This window comes from Alkalimonas cellulosilytica (assembly GCF_036325985.1).
Lineage (GTDB): Bacteria > Pseudomonadota > Gammaproteobacteria > Enterobacterales > Alteromonadaceae > Alkalimonas > Alkalimonas cellulosilytica.
The window spans coordinates 26,285-36,465 of sequence record NZ_JAUHLI010000023.1 but is presented as its reverse complement, the minus strand read 5'-3'; the positions used below and the strand labels follow the sequence as shown (position 1 = coordinate 36,465).

Genomic DNA, 10,181 nt, shown 5'->3' with positions numbered 1-10,181 from the left:
ACCGCTGTAATTCAGTATGCAGCTGGCAATAGGTATCGGTAGCCAGGTTATCCGGTGCTTGCACGAACAGCATGGCTGCTTTGGCCGTTTTCACATTGGCCTGAGCCAGCAGTGGTTGTTGCAACAGGCTTGCTACTTGCGGGCTTAGCGGCTGATTGAGGTCCAGCTGGTGCCAGCCAATAAGCATCCGCCCCCGATGACTGAGCATGGTTTTAAAATGAATGATATCCAGGTGAATTAACCCTGGCTCAATCATGAGCCCCAGCAGCCGCTGCAAGGCCTGGTGCAAAAAGACATTGCTCGCATCCAATGCCTGATGAAGCGCAGTGTGCCCCCCAAGGGCTTGACGCAGCAGATCGTTGGGCAGCTCCAAGATGCTGCTGCACTGGTTTTCCAACTGCTGCAACGTCGCTTTGGCTTGCTTTAAGCGTGCCCCGCCTTCAAAAGTAAAAGGGGTGATTACAAAGGCCAGCGTATCCTGAGCTTTTAGCTGAGCCAATTCCGCCAACACAGCACCACTGGCACCGCCTAGTGCTGCGCACAGCACCACCACATCCGCATGCGCTATTGCTTGCTGTACCGTCAGATAATCCTCTTCGATCAGCCGCTGCTGTATGGGGCCCGAGGTTTCATTCAGTTGCAAGCACAGCGTATCAGCTCGGTTTTGCAGCAAGGCAGCTTTTTGGTGCATCAGTGCATAGCAGACCGGTACGGGCAGCTCCGCTTGCTGGGTTTTGGCAACCAGATAACAACCCAAACTACCTACCCCTAGCAGTAACACAGATGCACCTGAATCGGCCTGAGCCTGCTGAGCATCCTGTTCAGTGGACTTTTGGATTGATGTTGATTGAACGGCTTGCATGCACAGACTCCTATTTTGTGATAGCGACAGCATACGGCAGCGCTGCGACAAAATAAGCCGCAGCTAAACACAGCCGCAAAGCGACCTATTTTGTCGCTGGAAAACAGTAAGCTGGCAGCACATTGGTTTGAGGAATTACCATGGCCAAGCTGCTGCTAATTTCACCGACATTGTGCTGGCAACAGCGCCTGCCTGAGCTGTCGCCTTATTTCATGGGGGCACTTCATGGTAATGAGCTTACCCGAACCGAGCGTCTGACATTTGAAAGACTTAACAAACGGCTTTATGCACTGGAGCAAGAACTCGCAAACGACATAGCGGCTGTCATGGAAGAGCTGCCAGCCCTGTCGCTGCATGGCCAGGCAGCCTCTTTCCAGTGCAATGCACGGCTTTACTTTTGCCTGCATGATGACGATCCGTATTACAACGATGATGATAGCAATTACCTGGTGTTGTTGGAGCTTCATGTGCAAACTGCACCTTGGGAACCTCAGCAATTGCCTGACGGCCCCAGGGCGGTGTTGTGGCCCTGCCCCTCATCTTCGCTTCAGCAACAGCTCGCTACCGCTCCTCACAGCGGTATGCTGGCCACCCTAGTTGCAGAAGGCTTGAGCCTGGCGAATTGTTTACGCATTGGCAGCGTCAAGACAGAGCTGTTGTTGACATGCCGCAATAGTCATCGCTTCAACCTGCCTTATTCCAGGCGCTTGTCTGCGATGGCTGATTATGCTGCCCCCTACACAGAGGCCATCGACCGGCTGGCCATCAGCAAAGATGCCTACCCATTGCTGCCCAAACAAAAAATCTGCCTAAAAGGAAACAAATGATGTGCGGATACTGCATAGAAGCAGCGCTTTGTTGCAACTTTCACCAAAGGGGACGTTTTGTCCTACCCGATAGTTTGGATGAACAAAACCCACAGCCTGGTTCGGAAGAAGGCTGTTACGCTTTGTTTGAATCACCTGTTCCATCGGAACTGCCAGAGCCCTGGCTTAGTGCGGTAAAATCCTATCATCCCTACTGGCAACTGCGTGTTTTAGAGCAGGAGCTGCTGAAACTGCCAGTTTGTTTTAAGCAGGTAAGTACAGAGGAGCCGCAGTCAAAAAGCAACTGGCCACACCTGAGATCCGTCTGGCAAGCGGCCCTTCAACAAACAGAGCCTGCTTTGCTAACAGCGCTGTCAGATGCCATGCTGGCTGAGGCCAATCACTGCCTTAAATATGCTGCCGCCCACTTCTACAGCAGGGACGATTTAACTGACGGTGATGCCAGTTCAGCTGCAGATTTTGAAGCACTGTTTCCAATGTTTTGGCTGGCTTTTCGTTTAATGCAGCAGCATCAACCGCACAACCCGGTGTTTCAACAACTGGCATACTCTGAGCCAACCCACTGTCCTGACTTTTTGGGCAGCGCTCTGCTGCTGATCCGACATGCTATCCAGCACTGTGTAAAGCAGCTTGGAATGCCATTTCTCGAGCAACACGCCAATGATCTACGCACTGAGCTCATCACTTATGTGCTGAATGCCAACCCATGGAGCCCTTCTCAATTATTGCAATGGCAAGCTTTGCTCGACAACTGGCAAGGCAGGCAAGAGGTGTATGGCATTGGCAATGCGCAACGTCTGCTGGCGGAGTTGCTTGCTGAACTGGCTTAAAGCTCAGAAGCTGAGGACTCCCCACAAAACTCTAAAACTGTTCCAAACGGTAGATCACTAAACGAAGGGAACTCAATGCTATTTGCGCGACTAGATCGGCAACCAAACAAAAAAGACACACAACCGTAATGAGTAAAAACTAGATATAACTTTTGAACGACGAATAGACACTACTGAGTAACACCAATAGCATCTATAATTTGATTACACAATAAAATTTCACGTTGTATTGTATCGAAATGCCTCAAACCAATCAGTGTGTGTGGTCGGATTTTGTCTGGACCATCATAATGACAACCATTCGTAAACGCATCTGCTGGAAGCCCTTTGATGTTGGCATGTACCTTTAACAAATCAAGAAAAAAGTCATCTTGATTACGGCAGGAAACATCAAACTTTCGCTCGAAGCGAATGATTGCTTCATCGTCATTAATATAAGATATTACGAATAGACGTCGATTAAACTTACTATCGACTGGAAGCTGGGGGCCTTTTGCATAGAAAGATTTCTGTTTGAAAACATATTTCATTTCGTTTCCAGGAGGTGAGCTATATTGACCTACAGTAAAGATAATCTCGCCACCTTTTAATCTATGAAATATCTCTATAATATTTTTAATAAGCTGCGGTAAATCCAATTGCTCCTTGCTTATTCTGTCCATTCCACTTGCAGATAAAAAGTAATTATCAGCCATTAAAATAAACTCCTCAACATTTGCTCAGCTCATACGTTTCAGCGGCAGTTTGCATCATATAGGGTCAATCAGAGTGAAATTACAATTGATCTGTCTGAGGTATCCCCACAAATAGGCCAGCTTTAGCTGGCCTGCCAATTATTAATTCAGAATATCGACTTTGTGCCAGCCTTACCCATGAGGAGAATAATACTTACTCGGAGATTCGATAAAATCTTTTATATCAAGAGGCGAGAAACTGTTAGACTGTTCCTTTATATCCACCAAAGACTTATCGAGAGAGGGGTTTAAATATTTTAACGGCAGGATAACTGCCAGCTTGCTCAGCGAAATTCTAACCTGCCAGCTATGAGCTTTAGCATTACCTTTTTTACCCAACTTAGCAAAAAGATATATGGGCGAACCATTCAGAGAATTTGGTTGATTGGTGTAACCTCGAACAACCTTCTGATCTAGTTCAGCCGTAGCTTCCAGCTCCAATGCCCAAGTAAGCAAACGTTTGAACAAAATTTTATCCTCTTCGCTTAATGACTCAATAAACTCAATTATTTCTTCACCATGATAGACATCTTCAAGGCCTACGACTTCTACTTGACCACTATCGGGCCTCCGTTCGACTCGCGCACGATTAAGTGGCGGCAAGTACTTAGCAATCAATGCTTCCTCTTCCGCGGAGTAAGCCGAAACTTTCTGTTCGAAAAAGGTAACCATGCTGGCAACCCGAGAATAAACAAAAATTTCTTTGTTTTGATGTATTCGATTCTGCAGTTCAACATTATTCTTACGGCCCGTGCCACTGCTTTTAAAACCACTGCGGTGTTGTATAAGCCGCTGTACAACTCCTTTGCCGGCCTTACCCACATAGAGAATATCGAAGTGATCATCTTTTTTTTGCTCTACCCACATATACACACATGAAGCTTCATTAAGTCTCCTTTCCCTAATTGCTGATTTATTAAGTAGATCTTTAAATTCACAATACTCGCCTGAACATTCCACTTGATGAGTGCGCACAAAATCTTTCTGTCTTAATTCTTTATCTGAAATCATGTAGTTAACCTATATTAGCTCGTAGTTTCAAAGCCATTTATAAAAATGCCTACAGTAACTCAATAGTAGAACACGCATCAAAAATGACAAATTCATTAGTACAATCGCCGTTAAGAGCCCCTTAAAACCCAATACGCCTGCAGCTTTGCCTTTTAAAGCCTGTTTCAGCTTGAAGTTGTCTGATAAAGTCTGCTGCGGATTTAATCGCTGATAATCGATGGCGACGAGCAAGCATGGCGTAGTCACCTGGTGTTAGAAAGCTCAATTGACGAATTTCAGCGATATCCCTTTCTGTTGGTCCTGCTATCGTCAAGGAGTGGCAGGTTTTTCGTAACAGCAGTTCACTCTGATTTGCATTCAGATAATCAAAGTGAAGCTTGAAATCAAATCGGCGCATTGTTGCAGCGTCTATCTCATCCATTAAGTTGGTACAGGCGATAAATATTCCCTGGTAAGCATCCAACTGAGTTAACAGCTCATTGGTAGCGCGCTTTTCCCAGGACGATTGACCGCTAGCACGATCACTGAGTAAGCTGTCCACTTCATCAATGAGCAGTATAGACCCATCATGAGTTGCCTGCGCAAAAGCAGCGGCAATCATTTTTTCATTGTCACCAACGTACTTCCCTAATAAATCGGATGCTCGTTTAACCAGCAGCGGCATACCTGCTTGCTTAGCAAGCCAATGACAAAACGCTGTTTTCCCTGTTCCAGGCGGACCAAATATGCAAAGGCGTCCATATTTTTGCGTACTTATCGCATCAGCAAGCCGATCCAAATTTTCCGTGGTTTTGACAAAGGCACTATCAAACTCAACTTTCGATTTATTGAACGGTTCAACTTTGGGCTTTCCCTGAGCTTTCAGACAACAATTGAGCGAGTCAATAAAAGCGTCATCAAACGACTCCTGGCAGGCTGCAACCTTTAGCTCTGCCATGTCAGCTGCTCTTTCTACCATAGCCGCTGATATGTCCTTTCGCCCAGCCAACTTAGACAGCATGTCACCCGAGAGGGCCTGATGAACAATCTTGGAAAACTGCTCAACACGGACCACTTCCTTGACGTCATCAAAATCAATGATGACATCGAACCGCCGGATAAATGCTGGATCCATATCGGATACATCATTTGAAATCCATACCGTGGGTAAAAGGCAAGAATCCAAAACATGATTTATCCATGCTTTGTGTTTACTGGCAGTGCTTCTACCAAAAAGAGGACCATTAAACACATCCTCGGCTTCATCAAAGAGTAAAACACGCCCTTTTCCCTGATACATTCTGCCAGCCTGAACAGCAAAGCGGACCCTTTGCTGGCCGGTCAACGCTTCTTTTTTGTCACTTTGGCTTGGCACTTCCATCAATACTGCGCCACACACTTTCGCGATAACTTTTGCGTATTCGGTTTTTCCTGTACCTGGGGCACCGTACAATAAAACGTTTGCGCCAACTTTATTGCCAGCCAGCGCTCTTTGAATGTAATGCGTAATCAACTGATTGTGGACCGTAAAACCGTAAAAGTCATCGAGCGTTAACTTGGGCTCTGAAGAGACGGTCACAAAAGGAGAGCTGAACTTATCACCACTTAACAAGGGATTGAATAAGGCCTCTCGAATTACCCCCGGCACTTCAAAAGCGTCCAACCAACCGGCAAACATATTGTTTGACTGAATCAAAAAGCCGCTTTGCCTTAAAAGGCTTTCGGATGATAGCCCAGCACGGATCTGTGTACTTTTGCAATCCAATACGGATGCCAATAAATCGCACAAATGGCGTCGATTTGTTGAATGGCTGCAACGTTCGATCGCTTCTAAGTCACTTTCATCATGCATAACACTGAAAAAAAGCAGTAAATTTTGCTCCGCTTCAGATAATCCCATCTGCGTCTGCAGATAACGTAGATTTACCGAAAACAAGGTACCCTGCTGAAACAAGTTTTTGTATGCGCTTTCCAGTTGGATTTGCTCACGCTGAAGCTTATCCATTACCGCTGAAAAACAACCAACCGTGCAGTCAATGGAGAAGTAATCTCGCAAAATGGCGCTATGCTGCTCAGAGGTTTTAAAAAACTCCTCTGGCTTAGCGATTTTCCGAAACGCACGCAAAAACCAGACCTTGGCAAGTAACAGTTTTTGCTCGGATGCGGGTAGCGCTGATGTATGATTCAGACTTGAAGGCGTATCAGAACAAAAACTGCGTTTGGCTGATTTGATGGACGTATCTGGATTAATGGCAACGGACATAGACAACCTCGCATAACTGACATACTGTCATGCTAAAGCATAGGTGCGACATTTAATGTCGCACTATGACTTGTTTGAGGTGCGTTACTCCCCTTTCATCTTATCCAGAAAACTTAGCACAATGCCTGCAGCGATAAAGGCAGCGATGAGCTTCCAGCCTTCACGGGTAAAGAACAATGAAAAAATCATATGCATGACCATCACAAAGAAAGGGTAATCCAACCAGCCAGAAGGCTCACCAATCCAGGTGTTGTGGATGACAAGTGCCACACCAGCGACAGTCGCAAAAAGCGAAACAAAAGGATAGCTTTGCCACAGCCAGAGCGTAAAGTAGCCTGCAATACCGAAGCAGACTACGTAGCTTAGAAAACCTTGCTCACTGAAAAATTCGGCAACCATTGAAACCTCCTCGTGTAGGCAAACACTTTACCTTGCATGACCGACATTTTGTGTCGCACTTGAGGAGGTAACTTTTAGATGGCAATCTGCTTCTGATTGCATCAACTAAACACTGGCGAAACTTTAATTTCGCTCCAATGCCTGCTCGATAGCCTCTTGCTCTGCAGCCAGGCTATAAAGCCTGCGGTTTAAACTCAGCTGATAAAAATTTACCCGTAGTTCGCTAAATGTATCGTCTGTGGCAGTTTGGTGCATCATTGCCGTTCCAAATACTCCGTCCTGAGCAATATCAAACCAAGGCGCTGTCGGCTTAAAGGTTCTGTTGGTATGCGGTATCTGCACCGGTATTTCCTGCAAACCACCTGCACCATCATTTAGCCAGATCCGAATACTGGCCTCGCTGCCAGAGTGTCCCCCGTCAGACCCAATAATGTCTGGAAGACCGTTACCATTTAAATCAGCGACTGTGAAGTGATCTGTCCACTCAAGATACTCGCCTAGTTGGTGACTTTCAGACAAGTAATGAAATGCCTGCTCTGAAACATCGGTAAAAACGCCACTACCATCATTGCTTAACAGTTGGAACGACCAACCGCCGTAATAAGGGACAAATCGTGACCACAACAGCAGCAAATCATTGTGTCCATTGCCATTAAAGTCTGCACTCCAGGTAAATAAATGCAATCCGTTATAACCATATGGACTTTGCGGTAAGGCTGCACTGTGCTCACGACTAAATAGAGGTCCCCCTTGCGCATCAATGCCTTGATTAAAGTAAACATAACTGCGCGAAGCGCCATGACCATAGCCGACAATTAAGTCATCAAGCCCATTGCCATTAACATCCACCAAATGAACATCAAGCAACAAATTCCATCCTTCGCCGACATTTGTTGCCGCCAAGGGCTGTTCAAAAGCAATATTTCGCAAAAGATCCGATTCAATCATTGACCATTCCAAAGCATGGTCACTTTGCATCAAATAATAAGGCGATTCGAAACATACCCAAGGGTCAACCTCGGTATCACAACCTCCCCAATCAATCACTACAAAATCGGTGCGTCCGTTACCATTGAGATCTCCGCCGGCCATAGCATGGGCATGAACGCTATTTGGTTTTCCTGTTAAGTTCGAAAGTGGCGTTGCTGGAAGGCTCGCCGTGATATCCTGGGGATAGCTTCCTGACTGTATCAACATGGCTTCAGCAAAGCTGCCGTCGCCACCGTCATGCCCAACAAAATATAAACCGGTACCATGATCGTTTGGGCGCTCTCCATAATTGGCCCAGCGCCTGGCAGACGTGACGGGTGAAAACTCTACCGAGTTGTCATAGACCAAGCGACCGTTTTCATTTCGAAAGAGATAAGGCTTCACACGAGTATCAATTCCTGCCGCATACCCTTTTGCCAATGAAAAAATGACATCCTGGTAGCCATCCATCCATAGTTCTTGAACGCTCGCCGTACCCATGTAAGAAACTAACCCTCCTTCATGGTACTCGCCACCATATTCATGCGGCGGGATCATCGTATCATCATAGAATGAATAAATGTGCTGAGGCATGTCTAGACTAAGCGGGACTAATCCAAACGTCACTTCAACCCTACAATTGGCTGTGACCGATGTAATCTCATAAGTCGTATCGCTCAATGTGCCGTTACAACCCGTGACTGAATGCACCAGGTGATCATCGTCCGGATAGAGTGACAAGCTGTAGCGCCCACCTGCAGCAACTTGAACAGTTTCTGAGCCAACATTTCCTGCCCCAGTGCTCTCCACAGTGATGCTATAAAATACCGGAGGAGCCACTCCCGTAACGTCATCCTGATTACCACTACCACCGCAGGCAACCAGCAATAAACTGATCCCGCTTGCCAGTAAGGCATGATTGAGTGATTTTTTTTGTTTAGTGATTTCTCGCATAACGCCACCTTTTGATGTCTTTGCTTATTTTCCGTTGCCACACAAACAGAGCTTGCTCACACCGTTAATTGGCAAGAACTTCAAAGTTTTTCTCTTTTGGAACATCCAAAGTGCCGGACAGAACATTCCGCCAGGCACGATGCAGTTCTTCTTCAAACTTCACTTTAAACGGCTCCGGTCCCAGCACTTTTAAGTACGGTGCTCTTGCCAGCAACCACTGAACCAAATCCAAATTGTAAGGCACGGTTACCGAAAGTTTCCTGTACATGTCATCTTCATACGCTTGCATTAATACCTGATCATCTCCCAAGGGAGCATCTTCAATTTCGCGACGTACAGATTCAAAAATCACGGCCTCCAAGCGAAAAGGCTCACCATAGGTCATCGTCAATTTACCTTGCTTTGCAAAAGCATCGATCATGAAATCACCGACTTCAGGCAGAGTTGTAATCAACTCCTTTACCGCATAAATTCGGCTGAATGGAAGCTGACGAACACGCTTTTTACCTCGTGGCCGCAAAATCAGATAGGCAATATTCCCACGATAGTGAATACCAAGTGCAGTCCCCTGAATCGTGCTGTCTTTCGCTGTATGTGTTATTCGGTAGATGATTTGCACAGCAACCTGATTTAAGGCACAGTCGGTGAGGCGCTTAGCTATTTCTGGCTTCACTTTCGCTGCGGGTAACACATAGCTTGATGCTGATACATGCACTCGTTGCGCCCATTTAGCCTGAATAGACTCGCTTTTTTCGAGCTGAGCCATGGCTTGTTTAAAAGCAGGCTCAACTTTCTCAACAATGTCCGCTGGAACGGACGTTTTCACTTGCTGATACGTCAGCGCTAGTGCCATCGCAAGATCGGGACTGAAGGCAAAAGGGTTTTGAAACATTTTGTTGTTCACTGCCCAAAGGCAAGCCTGCCCTTTTCCAGCATCATCATTGACCTGATAAATACCAAAAGAATCCTCCATCTCACGGAGGTTTCGTTGCAAGGTGCGTCGGTCAACCTTGGGCAATTCCTGTTGTTCCAAATAGGCTTTGATTGCATTGATGGTTTTAGCGCCATGTTGCAAATACAGGTAAATATGCAATTTTCGACGCATCACATCGTTTGATGTGCCTCGCGATTTCGGAGCTTTGCCTGGAACCTTTACCGTCATTGATTGCTTGCCTTTTGTGTTAAGCCGTCAGTCATCATGTTTAGCTCTGGAAACTCATTCGCTTTGTCTTGCTCAACATCTTTAGAGATTAACCAAGAAAAGAGACGACCATCCTAATGGATGAGCACGACAAAAAGTGTCGCTCTCAGTATAGACTCTTTGAAATATTACCCAGCTGAATCCACTAAGAG

At 46.1% G+C, this 10,181-nt stretch carries 9 protein-coding genes; 2 read left to right on the top strand and 7 right to left on the bottom strand.

The annotated features are described in order from the left end of the window. On the bottom strand, positions 1-862 hold an 862-nt coding region (locus QWY20_RS17085), incomplete at its 3' end, for an FtsZ/tubulin family protein (RefSeq protein ID WP_330130221.1). A gap of 140 nt (positions 863-1,002) precedes the next feature. Here QWY20_RS17085 and QWY20_RS17080 point away from each other — a divergent pair. Further along, positions 1,003-1,689 (top strand): hypothetical protein, encoded by a 687-nt coding sequence (locus QWY20_RS17080; RefSeq protein WP_330130220.1) that lies wholly within the window; start codon positions 1,003-1,005, stop codon positions 1,687-1,689. 122 nt (positions 1,690-1,811) lie between these two features. Beyond that, positions 1,812-2,519, top strand: a complete 708-nt coding sequence (locus tag QWY20_RS17075) for a hypothetical protein (RefSeq protein ID WP_330130219.1) — start codon at positions 1,812-1,814, stop codon at positions 2,517-2,519. A 170-nt stretch (positions 2,520-2,689) separates the two neighbouring features. Here QWY20_RS17075 and QWY20_RS17070 read toward each other — a convergent pair whose 3' ends face one another. The 6 genes from QWY20_RS17070 to QWY20_RS17045 all read right to left on the bottom strand — a co-directional run bounded on the left by QWY20_RS17070 (position 2,690) and on the right by QWY20_RS17045 (position 9,990). Beyond that, positions 2,690-3,214, bottom strand: coding sequence for a hypothetical protein (locus QWY20_RS17070; RefSeq protein ID WP_330130218.1), 525 nt, complete (start codon positions 3,212-3,214; stop codon positions 2,690-2,692). Between the two features lie 171 nt (positions 3,215-3,385). Next, positions 3,386-4,264, bottom strand: a complete 879-nt coding sequence (locus QWY20_RS17065) for a hypothetical protein (RefSeq protein ID WP_330130217.1) — start codon at positions 4,262-4,264, stop codon at positions 3,386-3,388. Between the two features lie 121 nt (positions 4,265-4,385). Beyond that, a complete protein-coding gene (locus QWY20_RS17060) occupies positions 4,386-6,506 on the bottom strand; it encodes an AAA family ATPase (RefSeq protein ID WP_330130216.1) in 2,121 nt (706 codons plus the stop codon). 84 nt (positions 6,507-6,590) lie between these two features. Then, complete coding sequence (locus QWY20_RS17055) at positions 6,591-6,905, bottom strand: hypothetical protein (RefSeq protein ID WP_330130215.1); 315 nt, start codon at positions 6,903-6,905, stop codon at positions 6,591-6,593. Positions 6,906-7,028: 123 nt separating this feature from the next. Then, positions 7,029-8,828, bottom strand: a complete 1,800-nt coding sequence (locus QWY20_RS17050; protein ID WP_330130214.1) for an FG-GAP repeat domain-containing protein — start codon at positions 8,826-8,828, stop codon at positions 7,029-7,031. Between the two features lie 64 nt (positions 8,829-8,892). Then, complete coding sequence (locus tag QWY20_RS17045; protein WP_330130213.1) at positions 8,893-9,990, bottom strand: helix-turn-helix transcriptional regulator; 1,098 nt, start codon at positions 9,988-9,990, stop codon at positions 8,893-8,895. Positions 9,991-10,181: the final 191 nt, after the last annotated feature.